The organism is Pseudomonas sp. IT-347P (assembly GCF_949768005.1).
In the GTDB taxonomy this organism is placed as follows: domain Bacteria; phylum Pseudomonadota; class Gammaproteobacteria; order Pseudomonadales; family Pseudomonadaceae; genus Aquipseudomonas.
This window is the reverse complement of record NZ_CATKPQ010000060.1, coordinates 93,573-120,008: the sequence shown is the minus strand read 5'-3', so window position 1 is coordinate 120,008 and position 26,436 is coordinate 93,573. Positions and strand designations below refer to the sequence as shown.

The window sequence follows — 26,436 nt, the reverse complement described above, 5'->3', positions numbered from 1 at the left end:
GCCATCAGGCCGCGGGCCGACTCTGGCGCATCGGCAACTCGACGCGAAAGGTCGTGCCCACGCCCGGTTCGCTGCGTACCGAAATCTCTCCGCCATGCTTTTTGACGATGCCGTAGGACAGGGACAGGCCAAGCCCCGTGCCCTGACCGACCGGTTTGGTGGTGAAGAACGGATCGAAGATTTTCTGCAGGATGTCCGGCGCAATCCCCGCGCCGGTGTCCGCGACTTCCACCCAGGCGTTATCTTGCTGTTGCCCGGTACGCAAGGTAATGGTGCCGCGCTCGGGGCCCATGGCCTGCGCCGCATTGACCACCAGGTTCATGATCACCTGATTGATTTGTGACGGCAGACACTCGATATCCGGCAGTGGCTGATACTCCTTGATCAGATCAGCCTTGTACTTCAGTTCGCTGGCGACGATGTTCAGGGTCGACTCAATGCCTTGTTGCAGATTGGCCCACTGCCATTGCTGATTGGTATCGACCCGGGAGAAATCCTTCAGGTCCTTGACGATCTGCCCGACCCGGCCGATGCCTTCCTTGGATTCGCGGATCAGCACCGGAATGTCTTCGAGGAGAAAATCCAGATCGGCGTCTTTGCGCAACTGCTCGAGCCGGGCCACGGAGTCGCTGTCTGGCGTGCGTCCAAGCATCTGGCAGGCATCGAGCAGGCTCAACAATTGTTTGAAGTAGCCGTCCAGCGTGCCGAGGTTGGAGGAGATGAAGCCGATCGGGTTATTGATTTCATGGGCCACGCCGGCCGCCATTTGGCCCAGTGAAGCGAGTTTTTCCGACTGTACCAACTGACTTTCCAGCTGTTTGCGCTCGTCGATTTCCCGTTGCAGTGCTTCGCTGGCCTGCCTGAACTGCGCGGTGCGCTGGTCGACCAGATGTTCCAGATGATGCATCTGCAATGACGCCCGCTCGGTCATCTGCCATTTGGTCAACAGCGTGTTGGCCATCTGCTGCACTTCGATGTTGTCGAACGGTTTCTTCAGAATCAGCAAGCGGTCATGCGCCTGCAGGCGGTCCAGCAGTTCATCCCAGGAATAATCCGAGTAGGCGGTGCAGACCACCACCTGCAACTGCGGATCCTTTTGCCACAGATGTTCAATGGTTTTCGCGCCATCCCAGCCATCGGGCATGCGCATGTCGACGAAGGCCAATGCGTAGGGGCGTTGTTCCGCCAGGGCCTGCACCAGTTTGCCCAGGCCTTCTTCGCCGCCGTAGGCCGAGTCCAGCTCGAAGGGCGGGCGTTCAGGGCGAACCTGAGCGCCAAACAATGCCGCTTCCATCTCGTCCAGTTCCACTGACTGCGCCGCTGGCGGCGCGAGGATCTTGCGAAAGTCTTCATGGATCGACGGCATGTCGTCGATCAGCAGAATGCGGCGGTTGGACAGTTCGCTCATGCGTTCTCCGTGACGCTGATCAGGGGGATCTGCAAGGTGAACAAGGCACCCTTGCCCGGTCCGTCGCTGTGCGCGGTAAGGTGCCCGTTCATCTCGATGGCGGCCAGGGCGCAACTGTGCAGACCGAAGCCGTGGCCTTCCTTGCGGGTGGTGAAACCGTGGGCAAAGATCCGCGTCATGTTTTCCGGCGCGATACCTTCGCCGTCGTCCTTGACGCTGATTTCAAGGAAGTTGTCATCGACGATCCTGACCGCCAGGGTCATGGTGCGGGGACGGTTGCTGAGGTCGGACATGGCGTACTTGGCGTTGCTGATCAGGTTGATCAGGATCAGCAACAAGCGGTGTTTGTCGCCCATCACCTGCGGCACCTCGGCGTATTCCCTGACCACGGTGACGTGGTGCCGGGTCAGCGCCCCGGCGTTCATGCGCAACGCGTCTTCCAGTAACTCGTTGATGAACAGTGGCTCGGTCATGCTGTTGGCGCCGGCATAGGATTGCTGGGTGGCGACGATGTCCTTGATGTGATCGACGCTTTTATTCATCTGGTTCAATTCGTCGACCATTTCCTGTTGTTCCAGGGCAATGGCACCCACCAACTGGTTGAGGTAACCGGGGAGCAATTTGCCCTTGGCGTCTTCGCTGAGGAAGGCGCCGAGGTCATGCGGATGCTCGTTGATCAGTTGCATGGCCTTGCCCAGGCCCTGCGCCTTGCTGCTGCGCAGCTTGCGCGTGATCAGGTCGCTGGAGATGTTCACGCTGTTGAGGACGTTGCCGACGTTGTGCAGCACATTGGTGGCGATTTCCGCCATGCCGGCCTGACGGGCTGCGTCGAGCAGTTCACTCTGCGCATCCCTGAGTTCCCGGGTGCGCTCTTCGACCCGTTGTTCCAGCGCATCGTTGGCCGTTTGCAGGGCGCTGTTGACCCGGTTGATTTCGGCGAAGCTGCCGATCAGGCGGATGGCCAGCCACACCAGCGACAACATCAACAGCACTGAAAACAGCAACAAATAGAAGTGGTATTGCCGGTCGACCTGATCGGCGCGCTGCTGATCGCGATCGAGCATGGTGGTAATGGTGTCCAGACTGTCGGCCACGGGAATCCTTTCGATGTTGGCGAGCAACTGATTGACCAGCGGCTGCTCGCGGGCAATCAGCGAGATATGGCTGCTCATGACTTTGATCGGGATTTCGAACGCCGATGGCAGGCGTTGCGCGTTCACCTTCAGTTTGCTCAGGCCGAGTTCGATGTCGGCGGCCCGGTCGTCGGAGGTGACCTGAGCGAACTCCAGGGCGCTGAGCAGCAAGTCGTAGGTATCGGTGGTGATGTTTTGCAGCTGCAATTTATCGAAGTCCGACAGATTGCCCAGTTGCTGCTGGATGTCGTCTTCAGCGGTGGGCAAAAAGGCCAGGGAGTTGCGCAGCAGCGCGTTGTGCGATTTGAACTGTTCGACCAGACGGGTCTTTTCCTGCATCGCCTGCCGGAAGCTCTCGTGAGCTTCGTTCCATTGCGCCGAGTCTTTGCGCCCGTGTCCGGACTCTATCGCGTCGAAGCGCGCCCAGAGCCGGTTCATTTCGTTCATCGGCGACACCAGCGGATCGTAGTTGTGGGTCAGTGCCACCCGGGCCTTGAGGATCTCGTTTTCCCACTGTGAATTCTGCTGTTTGATCTGCCGGATCAAGTCCCGGGATTCGGTGTAGGTCATGGTCTGGTTGGAACTGGACTTGAAGTACAGGAACAGCAGAATCGAGGCCAGCCCCAGGGCGACCAGCGTGAGCAGCAACAGACTGCGCCGACGGGAGATGTTAATCATGGCGTACCGCCCGTTGGCCGGTGAGGGTGGTGAGAAACAGAATGATCAGTCGTTTGTCCTCTGCACTCGGCATGCGCCCCAACTGGTACTGGAACATCACGTCTACCGCCCGTTCCAGGGTGGGCGCCGAACCGTCGTGAAAGTACGGTGCGGTGATCGCGACATTGCGCAGGCTCGGCACCTTGAACACGGCCCGGTCCGCTTCGTCACCGGTGACATTGAAGCGACCCTGATCGGCCAGGGTCGGGTTGCCGCGATCGGCAATGTAATCGCCGAACACGCCGAATTTCTGGAACATGTTGCCGCCGATGTTCACCCCTTGATGGCAGGCAATGCAGCCGTATTCCTTGAAGCGCTGGTAACCGTACTTTTCCTCCAGGGTGAGGATGTCGGTGTTGCCCAGCAGGTATTGATCGAAACGTGAACCGGGCGTCAGCAGGGTACGTTCGAAGCTGGCCAGCGCCTGCTGGACATTGGCCCTGGTCACACCGTCCGGGAAGATGGCGGCGAAGTCGCGGTGATAGTCGGGGTTTTGGCCAAGCCGCTCGATGACCGTGTTCCAGTCGCTGCCCATTTCATGAGGACTGGTGATAACGACGTTGCTTTGTTCCTCCAGCGTTTCGAAGCGGCCATCCCAGAACTGGCGAAAGTTGAGGGCAGCGTTGAACACGGTCGGCGTGTTGAAGGCCACCGGTTTGCCGTCGAAGCCAAGGGACAAGGCTCGACTGTCGGCACCGTTGTTGTCCAGTTGGTGACAGCTGGCGCAGGACAGCGTGTTGTTGATCGATAACTGCGGCTCGTGGAATAACCGCCGACCGAGTTCCACGTGCCGGGCATCCTGCTGCGGCGCCTCGGGCAACGGTTTGAGCGGTTCGTCCAGCGGCTCGGCGCGGGTCCCGGCACACAGTCCGCACAGCAGCAGCGCCATGGCGTGGTGGAAAAGCTTCATTGGCAATCGTCTCCCTGACTCAAGGCCGGTTTCACAGTGTGGGTCCGATCGTCCACGGCGCGGGCTCCGTACCGGCCAGCAACCGCGCAAATGCGTCTGCGGGCAGGGCTTCGCTGAAAAAGTAGCCCTGGCCTTCTTCGCAGTGATGGGCCTTGAGAAAGGCCAGTTGTTCAGCGGTTTCGATGCCCTCGGCGATGACGTCCAGCGCCAGGCTCTTGCCCAGGTTGATGATCGCGCTCACCAGCGCAGCATCGCTGCGGTCGTTGCACAGGTTGCGAATGAACGATTGATCGATCTTCAGCACATCGATGGGAAAGCGCCTCAAATAACTCAGGCTGGAATAGCCGGTGCCAAAATCGTCGATGGCCAGACGCGTGCCCAGCGCCTTGAGGCGATTGAGCGCCATCATCGTCGCCTCGACATTTTGCATCAGGACGCCTTCGGTGATTTCCAGCTCCAGCCATTCGGGGGCCAGACCTGTCTGTTCCAGTGCGCGCTCAATGCCGGCGACGAAGTCACGCTGGCGAAAATCGATCGGCGAGGTGTTGACCGACATGCGGATCGGCGGCAGTCCGGCCAGTTGCCAGACGCGGGTCTGCCGACAGGCCTCAGCCAATACCCATTTGCTCAACGGCACGATCAGACCACTGTCCTCGGCCACCGGGATGAAGTCCGATGGATAGACCCAGCCATGCCCCGGTTTCTGCCAGCGCACCAGCGCTTCGGCACCCACCACTTTGGCGGTGCGCAGGTCGATTTTCGGCTGATAGTGCACAACGAATTCGTGATTCTGCAGGGCGCGACGAATACCTGACTCGATGCCGTGCTGTTCCCGCGCGAGCTGGTTCATCGCCTCGATAAAGAAACCAATGTTGTCGGGCCCCTGTTCCTTGACGTTGCGCATCGCAGTTTCGGCTTTCTTGATCAGCTCGGTGGCTTCGAGGCCGTCATCGGGGTAGACGCTGATGCCCAGGCTGGCGGTAACGCTGACGTCATGGCCGGCAATCGTCTGCGGCTGGCGAATGGCGGCGAGGAGTTTTGCCGCGACGCCGTGGGTTTGCTGAGGATGGTGGATGTCGCCGAGGATCACCACGAACTCATCGGAGCCGTAGCGAAACACCGAGTCCGAATCACGCACGCAGGACAACAGTTGCCGGGCGGTGCGCTTGAGCATCTCGTCGCCCGCCGGATGGCCCAGTGCATTGTTGATGCGCTTGAAGCGATCCAGACCGAGAAACATCACTACCAGTTGTTTGTCATGCCGGCGGCACACCGCCATGGCCTGACTCAGGCGGTCACCGAGCAGGGTGCTGTTGGGCAGTTCCGTGAGGCTGTCGTATTGCAGCAGGTGCGAAACCTTGAGCAGTTCGTGAACCCGCGCCTCGATGGTCCGCTCGAGGCTGAGCATCTTCAACGCTGCGTCCTGGGCCAGTTGCCATTTCCAGGTCAGGGCATTGGCCATCTGACGGATTTCCAGACTGTCGAACGGCTTTTTCAGGATCAGCAACTGGTCGCCGAATTCCAGCCGTTCGGCCATCGCCTCCCAGCTGTAATCGCTGTACGCCGTGCACAAGGCGATTTGCAGGTTCGGATCGACCTGCCACAGTTGCTCGATGGTTTCCAGGCCATCCCAACCGGGCGGCATGCGCATGTCGATAAAGGCGAGGGCATAGGGCGCGCCACTGGCGAGCGCCCGTTTGACCAACGCCAGCGCTTCCTGGCCCTGATAAGCGGAGTCGAGCTGGTAGTTCAGGTGCGGCGCCTGGTGGGTGCCGAACAGCGCCTGTTCCAGCTGTTGCAGATCGCCGGTGTCCGCAACCTGTGGCGCGAGGATCTTGCGAAAGTCCTCATGGATCGCCGGCGTGTCGTCGATGATCAGAATGCGCCGGTTGGTCTGGGGGAAAGGCGTTTTCATGCCTCGTCCTGCTTGGGCGCCAGACGGCAACTGTCCTTGAGCAAATGCCCGGCCTGCTCGGCGCTGACCGCGGTGCTGAAGTAGCGGCCCCGGGCGCTGGGCAGCGGGGCTGTGGCGGATGACGCGCGTGGCAGGTCAGGCGACGGTTGGCCTTCAGCGATAATGCCGATGTCCAGGTCCCGGGCGAAGTTGACGATGGCACGCAGGGCGTTGGCGCCGGCCGCATCGTGGCTGGCACTGTCAACGAAACTCTGGGCGAGTTTGAGGTGATTGACCCGGTAGGTCTTGAGGTAGTCGAACGAGGAGTATTCGGTGCCGAAGTCATCGATGGCGATGGTCACGCCCAGTTCACGCAGGCGTGGCAACGCATCGTTGCGCGTCCATTTGGTTTGGGCCAGCGTGGCCTCGGTGACATCAAAGCGCAGATCCCACGGAGCGAGTTCCCAGCGGGCGGTGGTGCGCAGCACGTCGTAGATCAGCTCCGGACCACTCTTGAGTTGCGCCAGTGACAGTTTGATTGCCATCACCGGCGGTGCGACCCCTTCATTACGCCACCGATGCATCTGCTGGCAGGCGTGATCCAGCACCCAGCGCCCGAGCGGAATGATCGCGCCGGTTTTCTCCGCGATCGGCACGAAGTCGGATGCCGGCAGCAGACCGAGACGTGGATGCTGCCAAAGAATCTGCGCCTCCATGCCCAGAATCGTGCCAGTGTGCAGGTCAACTTCCGGCGCATAACGCAACATCAGTTCGTGGCTCTCAAGGGCCGTCATCAATTCGCTGATCAGGGTCATGCGTTCGGCCACTTCCCGAGAAATTTCCTCGGAGTGGAAGTGATACTGGTTGCGGCCCATTTCCTTGGCGCGGTACAGCGCCATATCGGCCTGCCCGAGGAGGCTGTCGGCATCGAGGCTGAGATCGCTGTAACTGCTGATGCCGATGCTCACCGAGATATGCAGCGCGTTGCCGGCCAACTGGTACGGCGCCAGCAGCGTGTCGCGGATATTGGCCGCCATCGCGGCGGATTGGGTCGGGTCACTGACGTCCAGTTGCAGGATTGCGAATTCGTCACCCCCCAGACGCGCCACCACGTCGTTTTCCCGCACGCCGGACTTGATGCGCCGGGCGACTTCCTGCAACAGCAGATCGCCCACCGGATGGCCCAAGGTGTCATTGATCCGCTTGAAGTGGTCCAGATCCAGATAGAACACCGCAAACGGCATGGCGCCGCGTCGCGCCGCCGCGAACGCCTGATGCAGGCGTTCGATCAGTGTGGCGCGATTGGCCAGCCCCGTCAGGCCATCGGAGCGGGCGAGCAAGGCCAGTTTGTCCTCGGCCTGGCGACGCTCGGTGATGTCGAGGATGATGCCTTCGACCTCCAGCAGTCGGCCGTCATGATCGCGCACCGGGATGTAGCGGTTCTCCACCCAGCGCCAGGTGCCCTGGCCGGTGCGCATGCGAAATTCGATGGAAGCGCCCGATGCATGCCGATCCAGCACGCGGGCCATGGCCGCATCGACACAGGCGTGATCGTCCGGATGAATCAGTACCTGCGCCCAGTCGGGCGAACCGACCAGATCGGCAGCGACATGGCCGTAACGGGTGATGTTGTGGGAGATGTACATCAGGGAAAAGGAGGGATCACCGCGCAAGCGGTACAGGATGGTCGGGCTGTTCTGCACAATGATGTTGGCGTCGGACAGCTCGCGGGTGCGCTCCTGCACTGCATTTTCCAGCAGGTTCATCTTCAGGTCGGCGTCTTCGGTCATTTGCCATTTGACCGTGAGGGCGCTGGCCATCTGCCGGATCTCGATGGCGTCGAAGGGTTTTTTCAGAATCAGCAAGCGGTCAGTCAGCGCCAGACGCCGGTCGATGTCTTCCCAGGAATAATCGGAATAGGCCGTGCACAGCGCGACTTGCAACTTGGGGTCGGCTTGCCACAGCCGCTCGATGGTTTCCAGGCCATCCCAGCCCGGTGGCATGCGCATGTCGATGAATGCCATGGCGTAAGGGCGGTTTTCTGCCAGCGCGGCTTCGAGTTTGTCGAGCGCTTCGCGGCCCTGGAAGGCCGAATCGAGTTCGAAATGCTGGGATGGCCTGACCGACGGGGTGCCGAACAACAGATTCTCGGTTTCACCCAGACCCTCGTCGCTCGGGATGACCGGGCTGAGAATCTTGGCAAAATCGCCATGAATCGCCGGATTGTCGTCGACGATCAGCACACGACGATTGATGTGCGCGGTTGGCGGGTTCATGTCGTGCCTGCCACGGGGAGGCATGCGGTTGTCATCCTGGGCATCCTTATCCTTCGCCATTGCCAGTTCCAGAGCCGCTGGAGTGCTGCGTTGTACTCAGCATAGTCGGCTCCTCGGTACTGCGCTTTCAGGCCTTTACGAAGATTTGCGTGAAGGCCGGCAAAAATCATCTAGCCTTGGACGCAGGCGCGCACCCGCCAGGTGTCTGGTCGGTGTGCCGTTAACCCTGTTTTCGCTTGAGGCCATGCCATGGAAGAGCAATCCGCCCCGATGCCGACGCATCGACCCACGGTGCTGCTGGTCGATGACGAAGAGTCGATCCTCAATAGCCTGCGCCGCCTGTTACGCGGCCAGCCCTGCGAGGTGCTGCTGGCCACCAGCGGTGCCCAGGCGCTGGAGATCCTCGCGCAGCAGCCGGTAAACCTGGTGATGAGCGATGCGCGCATGCCGGGCATGGACGGGGCGTCGTTACTGGCGCATGTCCGTGAACGTTATCCGGCGACTGCGCGGATCATGCTTACCGGCTATGCCGACCCGGCGGCGATCATCAAAGCCATCAATGACGGGCAGATTCACCGTTACATCAGCAAACCGTGGAATGACGAAGAGCTGCTGCTGATCCTGCGCCAGTCCCTCGAACACCAGCATTCCGAGCAGGAGCGCCAGCGGCTGGAGCGCTTGACCCGGGTGCAGAACGACCAGCTCAAATTGCTCAACAGTACGTTGGAAAAGCATGTTGCGGCGCGCACCGCCGAACTGCAGCAGACCGCCGACATGCTCGATCTGGCGTACGAAGAACTCAAACACAGCTATGTCACCGGTACCGAAGTGTTTTCGTTGCTGGCCAATCTGCGCTTGCCACCGGCCAAGCAGACCAACCGGCAGATCATCGAACTGGTGCGCAGCTACTGCAAACAACACGGCCTGGACGAGGCCACCAGCCGTGATCTGACCATGGCTGCGGCGCTGTACAACATCGGCAAGCTGAGCTGGACCGACGCGATGATGACCACGCCCTCGGATCTGCTGCGCCATACCGAACGCGAGCGCTATCGCAGTTATCCGAAGCAGAGCGAATCGTTGCTCATGACGCTCGACCCGATGAAAGATGCGGCGCGTCTGATCCTGCACCACCAGGAGCGCTGGGATGGCAGCGGGTTTCCCGACCGGCTCAAGGGCGAGAGCATTCCGTTCGGTTCACGCCTGTTGAAACTGGCGGTGGATTTCGTCGAGTTGCAGCGGGGTCTGATCCTCGAACGGCAGATGAACAGCGACGAAGCACTGCTGTACCTGCGCCAGTACGCCGGGCGTTTGTACGACCCTGATCTGGTTGAAGACTTCATTCAGGTGTGTGCAGCGTTCCTTCGCGACGTGACGCTGGCCGACCCGTCAGTCAAGGTGCTGTCCACCCGGGATCTGGCGGCGGGGATGATTCTGGCGCGCAATCTCAATGCCGATAACGGCATGCTGCTGCTCAACGCCGGCAAAGTGCTCAGCGCGCTGCTGGTGGAGAAGCTGATCGCTTTCGAAGCCATGGAGGGCGCCAAGTACACGATTTTCGTCAAGGTGCCGGAAGACGTTGAAGCCACGCTCAAGGCGCTGGGGGAATGATTGGCGAGGTGACGACAGAGGCGCGGGCATGGGATCCTTGTGGTTTTCCAAGGCTGATGGCTGCCCCATGACTTTTGCATCTGTTGCTCCGACACACCTCATCCGTATCGCCGCCGCGCTGTTGCTCAATCCCGCAGGCCAGACCCTGCTGGTGCGCAAGCGCGGCACCGCGGCGTTCATGCAACCGGGTGGCAAGATCGAGGCGCATGAGTTGCCGGTGCATGCGCTGGCCCGCGAGCTGGAAGAGGAGCTGGGTCTGCAGATCGATCCGGCGCAGGCAGCTTTTCTCGGCCAGTTCTCGGCGCCGGCCGCCAACGAGCCGGGGTTTGTCGTTCAGGCCGAAATCTTTCAGCTGACCATCAACGCCGACGTCACGCCGGCGGCGGAAATCGAAGAAGTGCTCTGGATCGATCCGGCCACTGATCCTGCTGTCGTTCTGGCGCCATTGACACGCGACCTGATCCTGCCGTTTTATCGCAATTCGGTGAGCGCAATCGCCTGATCATCCACGCAAGGGACTTGGCCATGATCCCGCTACACGACCTGCTGATTTTTGCCGCTGCTGCATTGCTGATGGTGCTGACGCCCGGGCCGAACATGATCTATCTGATCTCGCGTTCGATCTGTCAGGGACGCAAGGCCGGAGTCACGTCGTTGCTCGGTGTGGTGGCGGGGTTCTTTGTGCATTTGTTTGCGGCGGCGGCCGGTCTGACGGCAGTGTTCCTCGCGGTGCCGATGGCCTATGAAATGTTGAAGTGGGCCGGCGCGCTGTACTTGCTGTGGCTGGCCTGGCAGGCGGTGAAACCCGGGGCGCGCTCGCCATTCGAGGCGCAGCAGTTGCCGGCGGATTCGTCGCGCAGACTGATCACCATGGGCTTTCTCACCAGCGCACTGAACCCGAAAATTGCCGTGTTCTACCTCTCGGTGTTTCCGCAGTTCATCAGCCCTGAACACGGTTCGGTGTTCACTCAGAGCATTATTCTCGGCCTGACCCAGATCAGCGTCAGTTTTTGCGTCAATTTGCTGATCGCGTTGTTCGCGGCGGGCATCGCCTCCTGGTTTGTGCGTAACCCGACCTGGCTGGCGCTGCAGCGTTATTTCATGGGCTTCGTGCTCGGCGGTCTGGCAGTGCGGCTGGTGCTCGAGCAACGCAGGACGGCGTGAGCATGTGGATCGAACGGCTGGACGCCAGCCATGCTTTGGCTTACCGCGAACTGATGCTCGAAGCCTATGACCGTCATCCGCAGGCCTTCACCTCCAGCGTCCGCGAGCGCGCGGTGATGCCATTGAGCTGGTGGGAAGGGCGCCTGACCAGCAAGCTCGACGTGGTGCTTGGCGCGTTTGAAGCAGGCACGTTGGCCGGCATCGTCGGCCTGGCCTTTGAACCGCGCGAGAAGGCTCGCCATAAGGCGACCCTGTTCGGCATGTACGTCTCGGCGGAATTTCGCCAGCACGGCCTGGGCCATGAACTGGTGCAAGCGGCCATTGCGCAAGCGCAAAACCACCCGGCACTGAAACTGCTCCAGCTCACCGTTACCGCCGGCAATGACGCCGCGTTCAATCTCTACCAGCGTTGCGGCTTCATCCAGTTCGGCCTTGAACCCTTGGCAGTGCGGGTGGGCGAAGACTACTTCGACAAGATCCACATGTGGCGACAGCTCTGACACCACACGATTTCCCTGTAGGAGCGAGCAGGCTCACTCCTACAATTAATCAGCGCACTGCGCTGACGCCGTCGAGGGTCGAGAAGGACGTGTCTTTGGCCGTCAGCAGAAAATCCCGCATGTACGGGGCATCGAGCATGTCGGTGCGAATCGCCGCGTACAACGTCGCGAACAGGCCTTTTTCCCCCAGCCGCTTGCCCTTCACGTAGCCGCGCGAGCTGTACTCGTGCAGCGCCCAGTGCGGCATGCCGCAGACGCCACGACCACTGGCGACCAGTTGCATCATCATCACTGTCAGCTCTGAAGTGCGCACCTGCGCCGGTTCAATGTCGGCCGGTTCCAGGAAGCGCGTGAAGATATCCAGGCGATCACGCTCCACAGGGTAGGTGATCAGGGTTTCACTCAGCAGGTCTTCGGGGACGATGTACGCCTTGCTCGCCAGCGCATGCTGGTTGGCTACCGCCAGCATGGCTTCGTAAGTGAACAGCGGCACGTAGGTAATGCCGGCGATTTCCAGCGGGTCCGAGGTCACCACCAGGTCCAGATCGCCACGGGCCAGGGCCGGCAGCGGAGCGAAGGCGAAGCCCGAGGCGAGGTCGAGTTCGACTTCCGGCCAGGCATCGCGGAACTGGTCGATGGTCGGCATCAGCCACTGGAAGCAACTGTGACATTCGATGGCCATGTGCAGACGCCCGGCGGTGCCGCCAGCCAATCGGCCGATGTCCCGTTCGGCTGCGCGCAACAGCGGCAAGGTTGCGTCGGCCAGTTGCAGCAGGCGCAAACCGGCGCTGGTGAACCGCACCGGTTTGGTCTTGCGCACGAACAAGGCCATGCCCAGGCGTTCCTCGAGTTCCTTGAACTGGTGGGACAGCGCCGATTGGGTCAGGTGCAGACGATCGGCGGCATCTACCAGGCTGTCGGCTTCGCGCAACGCGTGCAGGGTTTTCAGGTGACGGACTTCAAGCACTGGCTGGCTCCATGAGGAAAACTCGTGACGATTGCAAAGGCGTTGAGTTTGTCTCATGTTGACGTGGCTTGTCGACATCCTCGGACAGCAGGCCCGCGTCCTGCCGAACGCGGGCCTGCTTCGTGCATCAGAGCACATCCTCGAAATGCGCGAGTACGGTCGACTGTCTGCCAATGTCCGCATAGGGCAGGTCGGCGTTTTGTGCATGGGTCACGAAGCGGTGCTGGGGCAGCTTCAGGTGGGCTTTCTCAAAAGACCTCAACGCTGGCTGTGCGTTGCGGTAGTGAAAGTGGGCGTACCACAACAACTCGTCAGGCTCGAGGGTCACGTTCCATATTTCATATTCCTGCAGGTAATCGTGGCGGCCATTGCGGATGCCCAGGTGCTTTATCGGTTGGGCTCGACGGATATCTACAGCTGCCTGTTGAATCAGGTCATCGAGCATGCCGTCGGTAGGTTTCTGGCTGGTCAGCGACTGGCGGGTGCGCAGAGCCCGACCTGTAACCCGCAATTCGGCGGCCTTGTTGCGCAGCCGGGCAATGATCGCGTGGTCCGCATTCACGGTGGCGATCAGGTCGGCGCGGGTGGTGAGCTCGGTTGCCTCGCTGTCCATCATGTGTTGCAGATCCACCGGCAGCATGTCCTGATCGGCGTAGCCCTGAATACGGGTAAGGTAATCTGGCTGAGCGTCCAGTCGCCTCTGTGCATCGGCCAGCAAGTCGGCAGGTTTCAGTTGTGAGCTGGCGAGCGTATCGGTGTTGCGCGGGTTAGTCAGACTGAAGCGGTTGTCGGCGCCCTGTTCCCAGATCTCCTCGTAGCCGCCCCGCCCGGTCATGACGTATTGGTGCCGTTGCGTGGTCGGTTCCCAGCGCTCGACGCCGTATAGCAGCTGATTATCCGCCGTTGTGAACAGTCGCCGTGCGGGTTGCCCGGCCGCTACCGGCCCTGGCACCGGCGCGTTGATGATGCCCCGTTGCGCCCGTTCCGCGAGCCGTTCGATGCCGCTCATCAGCACGGGCACTTCATCCATGTGGAAGTGTTGCGGGTAGGTGCTTGTCCAACGCTTCATCTCCAGCCTGAACCGGGTACACAGGTTGAAGCAGTTCTCGAGGATATGACTGCGCTGAATCGCAGTCGCGTCGATGTCGGCCAGCGTGTATTGCATGTATAGCGTGCGGTCGATCTCGTGGCGAAGATCCCGTGCCTGGCTCAGCAGGTAATACCAGGAAACGTCGTCGTTGCCGCTGTAGCGCTGGACGATTTCCAGGCGTTGACTGGTTCTCAGGTACAACAGGTTACCGTCGCTGTGTTTAGTGGTTATCTCCTCGACCAGCTTGGTCATTTTGCTTTTGTCAGCCTGGATACTGATGCGGTTGTACCAGAGGTCGAGAGTGTTTCTGAGCACCTCTATCTGATCCAGCCTGTGCACGTAGTCGATGCGCAATCGCCGGATCTCCTCCAGCATTTCCACACGTCGTGCCAGTGCGTTTTGTGGCAGGTTGTTCAGCTTCCGACTCAGATCATCGATCCGTTTGGTGATCGGGATGACGGTGTGCGAAGCATGAAACGCCCGGCGCCAGTAACGGTCGGCCAACAACCAGGCTGCCTTGCTTTGCTTGACGATCAGGGAGCGTCTTTTGTTGCCGTGAGTGAGGGGCAGCAATTCGGTCAGTGCCTCGTAACGCCGGATCACCAACGGGATGTCACCTATGCAGGCCGCCTCGGCATCGGCCATCAGTGCTTGCAGATTCGCTTCGGGATTCGTTTGCAAGGATGCCCCACTTGCTTTGTAGGCACTGGCATAGCGATTGATCGCGATATCGCTTGCTGCGCCTCTGGCCTCGATTTGACCGGCCAATTCATTAGCCACTCTGGTCAAGTGGAGGTGCCGGCGTAATAGCGGATCAGCCCACCAGCGCGGCAACCGTTGGCGAATGGCGGGCGGCCAGAATGGGTCGACCGCATCGGCCAGATGCCCGACGATGTTTCCTCCCCCCAGCCCACCGCCTTCAAAGGTGCTGCCATGCACGCCGAACCAGGTGTCCCAGCGTCCGCTTTCATCCAGCGCCACGGGCTGTTTGTAGGTGGCCCGACGGGTGCCGCGCAAACGCCAGTTGCGTGAGTCGGTACTGCGTTCAACGGCATAGATTCGCCCTTGGCGCTCGATGAAGTCGCCGTCGGCATGCTGATAAATGCCGCGATAGATGCCGTGGGTGCCCGGGTGCAGGCCGGCCAGTGAAATCGGCTGTTCGTATTCATAACCGGCGAAGCGCGTAATCAAGTGGCGGGCCTGACGCGGTGACACCTTGTGCAGCGCGATGGTCTTGCGCAGCAGCACACGCAACTGACGTGCCCGTGCCAATGAACGGACACTGCGCTGGATCCCCGACAGGGCGAGTTCTCCGGGCAGCAAGTCCATGGCCGCGTCGACCAGCGACAACAATACCGATTCGATCTGCGCCAGTCCTTCGCCCACCTCTGCGCGCAGGAACGCGGCCACGGCCTGGTTGGCACTGGTCCAGGCATCGTAAAGGGCGATGGCGCTGCCGATGAAAGGCAGCACGCTCAGGCCCATCTTGATGTAGTTGAACAGCCGCGGGCCCTTGAGGGCATACCGCTCCATATAGAGCGCATCGTTGGAACGGGACGTGCCGCGATGGGCTTCGATCAGGCGGCCCATCTGTGCGTCGAGCTGGTGCGCAGCCAATGACGTGGTCGCCGGCCAGCGCTCACCGATGCCGATGATGGCGTCGAAACCTTTTTTCGCTGCCTCCGCCAGACGGATTTCATGGGCGCGCACTTCGCCGTGCAGGGCACGACCGGCCAGGTAGCTGGCCCACTGATCCTGCTGGCTCAGGCGGTATAGGCCCATGCGCGCGCCTTCGAGGTTGTCGTAGCGGCGCAGAAAACGTTCATCGGGGCTGTCGGGCAAATACAGCAGGGTCGTATGGCTGATCTGTTCTTCGATGAAGGTGACCCCCGACAGGGTGGCCGGACCTTCCTTGTCGGTGTCCTTGCCACCGGTGCTCAGGTAGGCCGCATGGATGACCACGCGTTTACCGTTGGCGTGCCAGGCTTCAGCGGTGTTGGCATCGACGGCGATCTTGAGGATTGCGGATTCGTCGGCGTTGATGTGCTGCTGCAGGCGGGCAAACTCTCCTTGCAGGCGGAGCAACCGTCGCCAGGGCTCGATCAGGCATTCGCGGCGATGTTCGCGGACATACACGGATTCATTCGCGGCGCCGATGTAGGTGTCGCGGATGCGCTGTTCGTAGGCGGCGGGCAGGTCCAGCGCCGGCAGGATACGCATGAGATAAGGGCGGTTGATGCCGTCCTCCAGCGTCTTGCGTTCGGCGGCGTCAGCGCTGGTGACCTTGACCTGCATGAAATTCAAACGCAGCGAAAGCGGCTCGAGCTGCATCGATGGCGTGTTGTCGACATTGAGTTGGGCCAGCTCTTCGAGCGACATGTCGCTGCGGGCATCACCGGGCACCTGGATGAGTTCATACCCGGAATGACCGGGCGCCGGTTTGTAGCGCTTGTCGATTTTGACGACGTCGGGCAGATTGAGCGTGACCGAGAAATCCCCCTTGATCGAGAAGTCGTCACGCAGGCGCTGATGCAGGTGTTTGCGGGTGAAGTCATCGCGCGGTTCCAGCGCCAGCGTCAGTTGTTCATGGCTGCGGTGCAGGGCGCGGATGAACGACTGAATCAGCTCCTTGAGTGTGCTGCGGTCGATGGCGGACAGATTGCTCAGCCAGCCCGGCAGGCGGCTGGCGAGTTCGACGCTGCGATCCTGCTCCTGCACATGGGCGAAGGCCAGAGTGCGCGCAGCATTGACGGGGATTTGCAGGGCCGCGTGAGTGTGCAGGCGCAGAGTCGCCAGCTCCCCGGCGCGTTCGGGCTGTTTGCGCAGGGCATCAGCCCGGGCCAGGAAGTCGCGGATGCGCCAGGTCAGGCTGCGCAGCACGATATCGCTATCGACGCGGGTCAGGGCCATTTTCAGTTGCGGATCGTTGTCCTGAATTTTGAACACAGACTGTTCCAGTTGCCGGCGGTCGGTGAAGCGTTGCAGGCCACCGTCGGTCCCGGGCCAGTAAAGCAGCAGGGCATCGGAGGCGCCCGGATCCAGCCGCGCCGAGGCGCTGGCGATGACAAACGGTCCTCGCAGTGTTTCGGTGTGAACCTTCGTGGTGCCGTCAGTGCTTTCAGTGAAGGACAGCGTCAGTTCCGCAGCGATAGCGTCTTCGTTCGGGCTGTTCAATGCGGCTTTGAGCTGTGCATGCTCTTCGTTGTCGAGCTGCCCCAGTTCGTTTTGCAGCCGGGCCTCGGCCAGTAAACCTTTGCGGTGCGCATCGCCAATGGCCGTCAACTGTGTGTTGTAGGTGGCATAGTCGATGGCGTGTGTTGTATCCAGCAGCGCTGTCACGGCGGACTCGCAGGCTTGTTCGGCGCTTTCCTGATCCTTGATGGCGTCTTTGCAATTTTGCAGGCGTGTACCGTCAGGGTCATTGGCCAACAACGTTTCCAGAAGGTCGCGCTGACGTTTCAGGGCCGTTTGCCGGACAGACCACGGCACGGCGGCGGACAGGCTGCCGAACAGCAGCGGCTCATCCTCGTCGATATCCAAAGGCGCGAGCACCGGCGGTGACGCGACGATGGCGGTGTTGCTGCGTTGACGATCGATAAGATCGGCCTTGGCCAAGGCCAGTGCGCCATGCTCCTTCAGCCCTGGTTTGCCATTGGAGCCGTTGCGCAATGCCAGGATCTGCGCCTGCTGGCGATCGGCGAACAGGTCGCTGGCCCCGGTGATCATCGGATCGCTGGCGCCGGTGTATTCAAAACCCAGGAAACCACTGGGCATCCCGGCCGGAACGAGTGCCTGCGCGGTCAACCAGGCCTCCATGGCACTTTTTTGCGCGAAAGCCTGAATGCCAACGGGGCGGCAGGGCAGGTACAGCATGGGACGGGCGCTGGCGGCAGCGCCGAGGTAAATGACCCAGGCACCGATCAGCTTGACCTTGCTGTGGTCCTTGAGCACCAGTGCGAGTTTCTCTGTGTGAATGACCTGATCGCCAAGCTTGAGCGTGCCGGCGGGGGGATCGATGATCAGTTGTAAGGTGTTGACCTGTTCGGCTGTCAGGCTGTTGTTCGCCATGGCCACGTGGCTGGCGGCTTCGAAATGATCGCGATACAGCTGAACAGCGCGTTCGCGGTGAGACAGTGCGGTCCCTGTCGCCCGTGCATTCCAGAACCTCTGCCAGCGGGCAAGATGCGCGTCTTCGACGTCGAGGGCCTTGAGCCGTTCGAGCAATTGCCGCGGTGTCAGGGTGGCCAGCTTGTGCCCCGCAGGCAGGCCGCTCACACGCCAGTGCTGATCAATCGTTGCCTCCAGTAGTGGTTGCTGCACAACAAAGGCGCAGGCATCGGCGAGGGTGACAAAACGGGCCGCCCGACCGTCGATGGCGGTGCCGGCCAATCCGGTTTTTTCACCGTCCACTGCCCATTGCGCGCGCAGCACCTGATTGATGGTGTCACGCATACCGGGGCTCGCCGCTACCAGCTCGCTAAGGCCCTGGGCACTTTCACGCCAGCGGACCGAGGCTTGCAGCATCAGACTGTCATGCGGGTTTTCCGGTAGAACGGAAGACGCCGGCAGCGCCGGCGCAGGTGAGTAAGGAAGCTCTGGAACAGGGTTTTCATGCATGGTGGCAAGTCTCGTAAGGGAGCGACGGTTGCGCTCCTGAACGAGTCATTTAACGGACATTGTTCCGGGCCATGGCGGTACATAGTTATCGTGCGCAACCGGCGAGGACGACCGCTCGGCACTCTTCATCAAACTGTCATGGAAGTGTGGCAGCGCGCTTGCACAAACTTCATCAGACTCGCGCTCTACTGGGGTTCTGCGTTCGGTGTTTTTCATGTTCAAGGGATGTTTATCAATCGCGGCCGTGCTGGCCGCGTTTTTGTTCGGCCCGGCGGCTTCGGCGGCCGCGCGTTGCGACGTCAACGTGGCGACCGAGAGGGTTGATCTGCAACAGGTCAGCATTGCCTATCAAAGCATCGGTCGTGCTCAGGATCCGGCCCTGTTGCTGGTGATGGGCCTGGGTGGACAGTTGATTCACTGGCCGGACGAAGTGGTGGTTGCGCTGTGTGAGCAGGGTTTTCGGGTGATTCGCTATGACAACCGCGACGTCGGTCTGTCGACCTGGCGGCAGACACCGGTAGAGGCCAACCTGACGTTTGAAGTGCTGCGCTACAAGCTCGGGCTGCCCGTCTCGGCACCGTATAGCCTTACCGATATGGCCGACGATGCGCTGGGCTTGATGGATGCGCTGCACGTCGAGCAATTTCATGTGCTGGGCGCGAGCATGGGCGGGATGATCGCTCAGCATATGGCGGCGATGGCCCCCCAGCGGATCGAGAGCCTGACGCTGATCATGACCACTTCGGGCGCCGAAGGCCTGCCGGCACCGAGTGCGGCGCTGGTGCAATTGCTGTCGCGGCGCGGTGCCCCCAATCGCCAGATCGCGCTGGAACAGCAGGCGGATTTGCTGGCTGCGTTGGGCAGTCCGGCGGTCAGCGATGATCGCCAGGCGCTGTTGCAGCAGGCGGCCGCATCGTATGACCGGGCGTTCAACCCCGAAGGCGTGAAACGCCAGATCATGGCCATTCTCGCCGAGCCGAGCCGTGTGGCCTTGCTCAATCAACTGCGGGTGCCGACGCTGGTGGTGCATGGCACGGCGGATCCGTTGTTGCCGGTGATGCACGGGGTCCATCTGGCGGCGCATATTCGCGGCAGTCAGTTGAAGCTGATTCCGGGGCTGGCGCACCGCTTTCAAGAGGCGTTCAAGGAACCGCTGCTGGCGGCGGTGCTGCCGTATTTGCAGGCGCAGCGTGAAGACACCTCGCACTGGGCGCAGATTGAGCCGGTGGTGGGCGGGAATCTGTTGTAACCAAAAGTGGGCGGTGTGGGTTATGGCCCCTTCGCGAGCAAGCTCGCTCCCACATTTGGAATGCGTACCCCTGTGGGAGCGAGCTTGCTCGCGAAGGGGGCGTGCCCGGGTGTATCGTGCAAACTTTCCCGCACGATTTCCCCTGCGAGGTGTGTGATGAGTTCTGCCTTGAAAATCGATTTTGTCAGCGACGTCTCTTGCCCCTGGTGTGTCGTCGGTTTGCGTGGCCTGTTGCAGGCACTGGAGATCCTGCGCAACGAAGTGCAGGCCCAGATTCGTTTTCAGCCGTTCGAACTGAATCCGAAAATGCCCGCCGAGGGACAGAACATCGCCGAGCATATTCACCAGAAATACGGCTCGACGCCGGAGCAATCGCAGAAAAATCGCGAAGCCATTCGTGCCCGTGGCGCTGAACTCGGATTTGCCTTTCGCACTGACGGCAACAGCCGTATCTACAACACTTTCGATGCGCACCGCTTGCTGTATTGGGCCGGGCTGGAAGGTGGGCAGCTGCTTTTGAAAGAGGCGCTGTTCAAGGCGTATTTCAGCGATGGCGGCAATCCCTCGGATCATCGGCAACTGGTGCAGATTGCTGAAAGTGTCGGGCTGGATCGTCAGCGTGCCGAGGCGATTCTGGCGTCCGACGAGTTTGCCGATGAGGTCCGCGAAGAAGAGCAGGCGTGGTTGCAGCGTGGGGTGAGTTCGGTGCCGACCGTGGTGTTCAATGGTCAGTACGCGGTGACGGGCGGGCAGCCGGTGGAGACGTTTGTCGGGGCGATCCGGCAGATCATGGCCGAGTCCAAGGGCGGCACTGTCAACTGAAAAGAGTCCCTCACCCTAACCCTCTCCCGGAGGGAGAGGGGACTGATTGGGGGATGCTGGAGTGATGCGCCGACCTGAACGTGCTTCGCTGAATCCATAATCGACTGGATTTTTCAGGTCGATGTAACTCGAACGACACCTCGGTCGGCCCCCTCTCCCTCTGGGAGAGGGCTGGGGTGAGGGTCAGCTGTGCAGCCGAACCCAAACCGTCACCAACACGGTTGCTGCCATCAACCAAGCCACCGCCGCCACCGCCAACGAAGCCTCCAGTCGCATCCGATCCACCATCACATACAACGTCGCCAGATACACAAAGTACGGAATGATCGACCACATGCCGAACACGATCGTGGTTTTCAGATCATCAACCGAACGCCCCTTGCCGACGATGTAATGCGCAATCAGCGCAAACGTCGGGAATAAAGGGACCAGCCCGGCGATGTAATAGTTTCTGGTCTTCGACAGCGCCGCGAGAATCAGCACCACCGCGGCGCCGATAGCGGCCTTCAGAATGAGGTCCATCAGTGGCTCAACCCGTATTTTTTGACTTTGTCGAACAAGGTGGTCTTGGCCATGCCCAGTTCCAGACTGGCCTGAGTCAGGTTACCGCCGCTGCGTTGCAGGGCGTCGCTGAGCAGGTTGCGCTCGAACGCTTCCACCGCTTCGGCGAACGCCAGGCCTTGCCCGCCGCTGCTGGCACCGGACTTTTTGAACGCCGGCAAACCGAGGGCGAAGCGCTCGGCGACGTTGCGCAGTTCGCGCACATTGCCCGGCCAGTCGTGGCTCATCAGGTTCGACAGGGTCTGGTTGTCCAGCTCCGGCAGCGCACGGTCGAAACGCAGTGCCGACTGCTGGGTGAAATGCTCGAACAGTTGCAGGATGTCTTCGCGGCGTTCGCGCAGTGGCGGCAATTCCAGGGTCACCACGTTGAGGCGGTAATACAAGTCGCTGCGAAACTCGCCAGCCTTGCTCGCTTCGTCGAGGTCGGATTTGGTCGCCGCAATCACCCGGCAATCCACCGCCACGCTCTGGTTTGAGCCGAGGCGTTCGAGGGTGCGTTCCTGCAACACGCGCAGCAGCTTGATCTGCAACGGCAGCGGCATGCTTTCCACTTCGTCGAGGAACAGCGTGCCACCGTCGGCATGTTCGATTTTGCCGATACGCCGCTTACCGGCACCGGTGAAGGCGTTGGCCTCGTGGCCGAAAATCTCGCTTTCGAAGAGGTTTTCCGGCAGACCGCCACAGTTCAGCGCAACAAATTGCTTGCTGTGACGGCGACTGAAGTCGTGCAGGCAACGGGCAACCAGTTCCTTGCCGGTGCCGGTCTCACCTTCGATCAGCACGTTGGCCGAGGTGTCGGCGACGTTGGCGATCAGTTCACGCAGGTTCTGCATCGCCGGCGAGCGGCCGATGATCCGCCCTTCGAGGGAATCGCGCTCGGCCAGTTGCCGACGCAGCGAAGAGACCTCGCGGGCAAGGCTGCGTTGCTCCAGCGCACGCCGCGCGACATCGACCAGACGCTCCGGCGAGAACGGTTTTTCCATGAAGTCATAGGCGCCTTTCTGCATCGCGCCGACGGCCATGGAAATGTCGCCGTGGCCGGTGATCAGCACCACCGGCAGGCTGCGATCGCGTTGCTTGAGGCGGGTCAACAGTTCCAGGCCATCGATGCCCGGCAGGCGGATGTCGCTGATGACAATGCCGGCAAAGTTGTCGCCGACCCGCTCCAGCGCTTCTTCGGCACTGCCGACGCCGACGCAGGGAATGTCTTCCAGGGTCAGCGCCTGTTGGCAACCGAGCAGCACATGGGGGTCGTCTTCGACGATCAGCACACTAAGGTCGTGGTTCATATTGGCTCGGCAGGAGTGGGGCTTACCAACGGTAAACTGAGGACGAAGGTGGTGCCACCGCTGGCCGGGTGTTCAACACCCAGATGCCCGCCGGTGGCGGCCGCGAGGCTGGCGGAAAGGGTCAGACCAAGGCCCAGGCCCTGGTCGCCGGGTTTGGTGGTGAAGAACGGTTCGAACAGATGCTTGCGCGCTTCGGCGTCGATGCCGTGGCCATTATCACGCACGCGCAGACGATATTTGCCGTTGAACTCTTCGCCCTCCAGCCACAGCTCGGGCAGGGGTTGCGCCTGCATGGCGTCGAGGGCGTTGCCGATCAGGTTGACCAGGATCTGCTCGAGGCGGGTCTGGTCGATCTGCACCTGCACGTCGATAAACTGCCGGTGGATGTGCAGCGCCGAACTTTCCAGGCGCGCACCGAGCAATTGCAGCGCCGCTTCCACGGCTTTGCCAAGGCTCGCCTGGCCTTGATTGTCACCGCGTCGGGCGAATGAACGCAGGCTGGCGGTGATCCGGCCCATGCGGTCGATCAGTTCGTTGATGGTCTTCAGGTTAGTGCTGGCAATATCCAGCTGACCGCGTTCGAGAAAGCGTACGGTGTTGCCCGACAACGTGCGCATCGCCGCCAGCGGCTGGTTGAGTTCATGGGCGATGCTGGTCGACATCTGGCCGATGGCGGCGAGTTTGCCGGCCTGCACCAGTTCATCCTGAGCGCGGCGCAACGTTTCTTCGGCCTGACGACGTTCGCGGATCTGGCTCTTCAAACGCTCGTTGCTGGCGCGCAAGTCGGTGGTGCGTTCGGTAATCCGACGCTCCAGTTGATTATTGGCTTCCTGCAAGGCTTCACGGGCAGCGAGGCGAGTAGCAATGACCTTGCGTCGTTCGTTCCAGGCAATCAACAGGAAGGCCACCAGCGCAAACGCGACCGCTACGAGAATGCCTTGGTTGATCGCTTCGCGGCGCAGGTCCTGCAACGGCGTGAGCAGGGTGAAATTCCACGGCGTGTCGGTCAGTGGCCGGGTCTGCGCGAGATAGCTGATGTCATCCTCGTCGGACTGCACTTCGCTGTTGGCCGGGAAGGTGAGTTTTTCTACGCCCTCGGACAAGGTTTCGCGAGCCAGAGGTTGCAGCTCGTTGAGCGGAAACCAGTAGTACTGCAGGCTGCGGGCGAGTTTTTCCTTGGTGGCTTCACTCAGGGGAATCACTGCTTTCAGGCGCCGGGCCGGATCGCTGGACAGAATGATGATGCCGTTTTCATCGCTGACGAACGCTTCCAGACGCGCGCGCTGCCAGCGTTCTTCCATGGCTTCCAGGCGCACTTTGACCACGGCGACGCCAATGATCTTGCCGTGCTCTTCGAGGCCATGAGCGAGGTAGTAACCGGGTTCGCCGTTGGTGCTGCCGATCCCGTAGAAACGCCCGGGTTCGCCACGTACGGCTTTCTGGAAGTAAGCGCGGAAGGACAGGTCTTCACCGAGGTAACTGTCGACATCGCGCCAGTTGCTGGTGGCCATGACGCGGCCGGTAGTGTCCATGACGTAGATGGCCCGACTGCGGCTGCGTCGGTTCAGGCCTTCGAGGTAAGCGTTGACCGTTTCCCGGTATTGCGGGCTCGGGTCTGCCAGCAGCTGCGACACACTCGTTTCGAGTTCCAGCAGGCTGGGCAGGTAGGTGTATTTGCTGATCTCGCTTTCGACCGCGCGGGCGTGTAGTTCGAGCTGGCGCTGACCGTTCTCGCCGAGGCTGCGAATGCCGAAATGCTCACTGGTCCAGAAGCCGATAAAACCCAACCCGATCATCAGGGCGATGATCAGTGGCGGCAGGAACAAATGACGAATCAGACGGGGCTTCACGGCAAGTGATGGCGGCGCGGCGCGATAGAGATTGGGGTCGCATTTCATCACAGTTGCCTTGGGTCAACCACCACACTTGCAGGCTCACCGCTGTCCCTGTGGGAGCGAGCTTGCTCGCGAAGAGGGCGGATCAGTCAACATCAATGTTGAATGTCAGTCCGCTTTCGCGAGCAAGCTCGCTCCCACAGGGATTAGGGTGATGGCGCAAGTACTCGGTTTCAGTGCTGCAGGATTTTCTCGAGGAAGTGCTGCGCGCGTTCGGAGCGGGCGCTGATGTCGCCGAAGAATTCCTCTTTCGGGCAGTCTTCGATGATCTTGCCGGCGTCCATGAAGATCACACGGTCGGCCACTTTGCGCGCAAAGCCCATTTCGTGGGTCACGCACATCATGGTCATGCCTTCATGGGCCAGTTGCACCATGACGTCGAGCACTTCGTTGACCATTTCGGGGTCGAGCGCCGAGGTCGGTTCGTCGAACAGCATGACGATCGGGTCCATCGCCAGCGCACGGGCAATCGCTACACGCTGTTGCTGACCACCGGACAGTTGCCCCGGATGCTTGTGGGCGTGGGCGGACAAGCCGACGCGCTCGAGCAGTTGCAGACCTTTTTTGGTCGCCTCTTCCTTGTTACGGCCCAGCACCTTGATCTGCGCGATGGTCAGGTTCTCGGTGATGGTCAGGTGCGGGAACAGTTCGAAGTGCTGGAACACCATGCCCACGCGCGAGCGCAGTTTCGGCAGGTTGGTCTTCGGGTCGGCGATCGAGGTGCCGTCGACGACGATGTCACCCTTCTGGAACGGCTCCAGCGCGTTGACGCATTTGATCAGGGTCGACTTGCCGGAACCCGACGGGCCGCAGACCACGATCACTTCGCCTTTTTTGACCTCGGTGCTGCAATCAGTCAGCACCTGGAAGTCCCCATACCACTTGTTGATGTTCTTGATAGAGATCATACGGCGAACCTTTTTTGCAGACGCTTGACCAACCGCGAGGCGGCGAAGCTGATGATGAAGTACACGAGCCCCGCGAAAATCAGGAACTCATTGGAGCGGCCAATGATGTCGCCACTGGCGCGGGAGGCGTTGAGGAAGTCGACCAGACCCACGGTGTAAACCAGCGAGGTGTCCTGGAACAGAATGATGCTCTGCTGCAGCAGCAGCGGGGTCATTTTGCGAAAGGCCTGCGGCAGGATGATCAGGCGCATCATCTGTCCGTAGTTCATGCCCAGCGCTTGCGCCGCGCCCATCTGGCCTTTCGGGATCGACTGCACGCCAGCCCGGACGATTTCGCAGAAGTACGCCGCTTCGAACATCATGAACGCCACGATGCACGAGGTGAAGGCGCCGATCGGGGTGTCTTCGCCGGTGATCCAGCGCAGCACGAACGGCACCGCCAGGTAGAACCAGGTGATCACCAACAGTAGCGGGATCGAGCGGAAATAGTTGACGTACGCGCCCGCAATGTTCGACAGCAGTTTGTTGTGCGACAGCCGGCACAGCGCGAGGATCGTACCGAGAATGATCCCGCCGATCACACCCATGGCCATCAGCTTGAGGGTCATCAGCATGCCGTTCCACAAACCGGGAATGGCCGGGACGATGCCACTGAAATCGAATTCCATTATTTACCCCCCACGGAGATCAGGCCGGGCACGGAGACTTTCTTCTCGACCATGCGCATCAGCAGCATCAGGCTCATGTTGAGGGTGAAATAGATCAGGGTCGCCAGGGTGAACGCTTCGAACAGGTTGGCCGAGAACTCGGCGGTCTGTTTGGTTTGCGCGAGCAGCTCCATCAGGCCGATCAGCGAGGCCACGGAGGAGTTCTTGAAGACGTTGAGGAATTCCGAGGTAAGCGGCGGAATGATGATGCGGTAGGCCTGGGGCAGCAGCACGTTCCAGTAGATCTGCGGCAGCTTGAAACCCATGGCGCGAGCGGCCGATTCTTGGCCACGCGGCAGCGCCTGGATACCGGTGCGCACTTGTTCGCAAACCCGTGCGGCGGTGAACAGACCGAGGCAGACCACAACGCTCAGGTAGGCCGAGGTGGTCGGATTGAGGTCCTGCTTGTACCACTCCTGCAGATCCGCCGGCAGCAGATCGGGCACCAGGAAGTACCAGATGAACAGCTGCACCAGCAGCGGCACGTTACGGAACAGCTCGACGTAGCAGGTCGCGATGCCCGACACGATGCGGTTCGGCACAGTGCGCATGACCCCCAGAATGGAGCCCAGCAACAAGGCAATGATCCATGCCACGATGGCGATGGCAATGGTCCAGCCCAGCCCGGAAATGAACCAGTCGAGATAGGTCTCGCTGCCCACGCCGGTGGACTTGAAGAACACGCCCCAGTCCCAGTTGTAATTCATTAGGGTCTCCC

General features: G+C 60.9%; 19 protein-coding genes. 6 read left to right on the top strand and 13 right to left on the bottom strand.

The window, feature by feature from the left end; all coding sequences use genetic code 11:
• Positions 1-4: 4 nt before the first annotated feature.
• Genes ACM6IV_RS27530 through ACM6IV_RS27510 form a run of 5 tightly spaced genes read right to left on the bottom strand, consistent with a single transcriptional unit; the run spans position 5 to position 8,338 of the window.
• Complete coding sequence (locus tag ACM6IV_RS27530) at positions 5-1,408, bottom strand: ATP-binding protein (RefSeq protein WP_414872490.1); 1,404 nt, start codon at positions 1,406-1,408, stop codon at positions 5-7.
• Complete coding sequence (locus tag ACM6IV_RS27525) at positions 1,405-3,219, bottom strand: DAHL domain-containing protein (RefSeq protein WP_414872489.1); 1,815 nt, start codon at positions 3,217-3,219, stop codon at positions 1,405-1,407. Before ACM6IV_RS27525 ends, ACM6IV_RS27530 begins: the two co-directional genes overlap by 4 nt.
• Positions 3,212-4,168: a cytochrome-c peroxidase gene (locus ACM6IV_RS27520; RefSeq protein ID WP_414872488.1), complete on the bottom strand. Its 957-nt coding sequence runs from the start codon at positions 4,166-4,168 to the stop codon at positions 3,212-3,214. Before ACM6IV_RS27520 ends, ACM6IV_RS27525 begins: the two co-directional genes overlap by 8 nt.
• A gap of 31 nt (positions 4,169-4,199) precedes the next feature.
• Positions 4,200-6,083 (bottom strand): putative bifunctional diguanylate cyclase/phosphodiesterase, encoded by a 1,884-nt coding sequence (locus ACM6IV_RS27515; protein ID WP_414872487.1) that lies wholly within the window; start codon positions 6,081-6,083, stop codon positions 4,200-4,202.
• Positions 6,080-8,338 (bottom strand): EAL domain-containing protein, encoded by a 2,259-nt coding sequence (locus ACM6IV_RS27510; protein ID WP_414872590.1) that lies wholly within the window; start codon positions 8,336-8,338, stop codon positions 6,080-6,082. The genes ACM6IV_RS27515 and ACM6IV_RS27510 overlap by 4 nt, the downstream gene beginning before the upstream one ends.
• Positions 8,339-8,587: 249 nt before the next feature.
• On the opposite strand from ACM6IV_RS27510, the gene ACM6IV_RS27505 reads away from it, so the two are divergent.
• The 4 genes from ACM6IV_RS27505 (at position 8,588) to ACM6IV_RS27490 (ending at position 11,613) form a co-directional block, all read left to right on the top strand.
• Positions 8,588-9,949, top strand: a complete 1,362-nt coding sequence (locus tag ACM6IV_RS27505; protein WP_414872486.1) for an HD domain-containing phosphohydrolase — start codon at positions 8,588-8,590, stop codon at positions 9,947-9,949.
• Between the two features lie 67 nt (positions 9,950-10,016).
• On the top strand, positions 10,017-10,451 hold the full coding sequence (locus ACM6IV_RS27500; RefSeq protein ID WP_414872485.1) for an NUDIX hydrolase: 435 nt from the start codon (positions 10,017-10,019) through the stop codon (positions 10,449-10,451).
• Between the two features lie 23 nt (positions 10,452-10,474).
• Positions 10,475-11,113, top strand: a complete 639-nt coding sequence (locus tag ACM6IV_RS27495) for a LysE family translocator (protein WP_414872484.1) — start codon at positions 10,475-10,477, stop codon at positions 11,111-11,113.
• A 2-nt stretch (positions 11,114-11,115) separates the two neighbouring features.
• Positions 11,116-11,613: a GNAT family N-acetyltransferase gene (locus ACM6IV_RS27490; protein WP_414872483.1), complete on the top strand. Its 498-nt coding sequence runs from the start codon at positions 11,116-11,118 to the stop codon at positions 11,611-11,613.
• A gap of 49 nt (positions 11,614-11,662) precedes the next feature.
• Here the strand turns inward: ACM6IV_RS27490 and metR are convergent, their stop codons facing one another.
• Together metR and ACM6IV_RS27480 are read right to left on the bottom strand one after the other, a co-directional pair.
• Positions 11,663-12,580 carry a transcriptional regulator MetR gene (metR, locus tag ACM6IV_RS27485; RefSeq protein WP_414872482.1) on the bottom strand — a complete coding sequence of 306 codons (918 nt, stop codon included), beginning with the start codon at positions 12,578-12,580 and terminating at the stop codon, positions 11,663-11,665.
• A gap of 127 nt (positions 12,581-12,707) precedes the next feature.
• On the bottom strand, positions 12,708-18,287 hold the full coding sequence (locus ACM6IV_RS27480; RefSeq protein WP_414872481.1) for a dermonecrotic toxin domain-containing protein: 5,580 nt from the start codon (positions 18,285-18,287) through the stop codon (positions 12,708-12,710).
• 214 nt (positions 18,288-18,501) lie between these two features.
• On the opposite strand from ACM6IV_RS27480, the gene ACM6IV_RS27475 reads away from it, so the two are divergent.
• Entirely contained in the window at positions 18,502-19,536 is a 1,035-nt protein-coding gene (locus ACM6IV_RS27475) for an alpha/beta fold hydrolase (RefSeq protein ID WP_414872480.1), read from the top strand.
• A gap of 156 nt (positions 19,537-19,692) precedes the next feature.
• Positions 19,693-20,358: a DsbA family oxidoreductase gene (locus tag ACM6IV_RS27470; RefSeq protein WP_414872479.1), complete on the top strand. Its 666-nt coding sequence runs from the start codon at positions 19,693-19,695 to the stop codon at positions 20,356-20,358.
• A 183-nt stretch (positions 20,359-20,541) separates the two neighbouring features.
• Here ACM6IV_RS27470 and ACM6IV_RS27465 read toward each other — a convergent pair whose 3' ends face one another.
• The 6 genes from ACM6IV_RS27465 to ACM6IV_RS27440 all read right to left on the bottom strand — a co-directional run bounded on the left by ACM6IV_RS27465 (position 20,542) and on the right by ACM6IV_RS27440 (position 26,425).
• Positions 20,542-20,871, bottom strand: a complete 330-nt coding sequence (locus ACM6IV_RS27465) for a GlpM family protein (RefSeq protein ID WP_172828174.1) — start codon at positions 20,869-20,871, stop codon at positions 20,542-20,544.
• Between the two features lie 8 nt (positions 20,872-20,879).
• On the bottom strand, positions 20,880-22,208 hold the full coding sequence (locus tag ACM6IV_RS27460; RefSeq protein ID WP_007949592.1) for a sigma-54-dependent transcriptional regulator: 1,329 nt from the start codon (positions 22,206-22,208) through the stop codon (positions 20,880-20,882).
• A complete protein-coding gene (locus tag ACM6IV_RS27455; RefSeq protein WP_414872478.1) occupies positions 22,205-24,106 on the bottom strand; it encodes a sensor histidine kinase in 1,902 nt (633 codons plus the stop codon). The genes ACM6IV_RS27460 and ACM6IV_RS27455 overlap by 4 nt, the downstream gene beginning before the upstream one ends.
• Positions 24,107-24,276: 170 nt before the next feature.
• On the bottom strand, positions 24,277-25,011 hold the full coding sequence (locus ACM6IV_RS27450) for an amino acid ABC transporter ATP-binding protein (RefSeq protein WP_414872477.1): 735 nt from the start codon (positions 25,009-25,011) through the stop codon (positions 24,277-24,279).
• The gene (locus tag ACM6IV_RS27445; protein ID WP_414872476.1) at positions 25,008-25,679 is read right to left on the bottom strand and encodes an amino acid ABC transporter permease; all 672 of its coding nucleotides are present in this window, start codon (positions 25,677-25,679) and stop codon (positions 25,008-25,010) included. The genes ACM6IV_RS27450 and ACM6IV_RS27445 overlap by 4 nt, the downstream gene beginning before the upstream one ends.
• The gene (locus ACM6IV_RS27440) at positions 25,679-26,425 is read right to left on the bottom strand and encodes an amino acid ABC transporter permease (protein WP_095112347.1); all 747 of its coding nucleotides are present in this window, start codon (positions 26,423-26,425) and stop codon (positions 25,679-25,681) included. Before ACM6IV_RS27440 ends, ACM6IV_RS27445 begins: the two co-directional genes overlap by 1 nt.
• Positions 26,426-26,436 lie beyond the last annotated feature (11 nt).